Origin of the sequence: Labrys sp. LIt4 (assembly GCF_017813775.1) — a bacterium.
Classification (GTDB): Bacteria; Pseudomonadota; Alphaproteobacteria; order Rhizobiales; family Labraceae; genus Labrys; species Labrys okinawensis_A.
The window spans coordinates 1-286 of the sequence record NZ_JAGIPY010000072.1; the positions used below are offsets into that span (position 1 = coordinate 1).

The window sequence follows — 286 nt, forward strand, 5'->3', positions numbered from 1 at the left end:
GAACAGGTTGTTCACGGTCGCAGTCGCCGACCACTGCCGGTTGAACTGGTAGCGGGCCATCAGGCCAACCGTGGCATAGTCCCCTTGCTTGATCTTCACAGGGTTACTGACCTGCCATGGCGTGGCGGTAAAGTGCATGCCGCTCTGCCAGTTCACACCACCGCCAAGGGTCAGCCGCTGCAGGTCACCGGTCAGTTGGTAAGTGGTCCACAGCTTGAACATGTCCATCGGGATGGTGGTCTTGACCCGCTCACCGTCGTTGTCCTTCACCCTGGAATGGGTATAG

Annotated in this window: 1 protein-coding gene; it reads right to left on the bottom strand. The window is 59.1% G+C overall.

Annotated features, from left to right (window positions below; translation table 11 throughout):
- Positions 1 to 270, bottom strand: a 270-nt coding sequence (locus J8I29_RS29725) for a TonB-dependent receptor (protein WP_209434430.1), incomplete at its 3' end; no start/stop codon positions are given.
- Between the last annotated feature and the right edge of the window lie 16 nt (positions 271 to 286).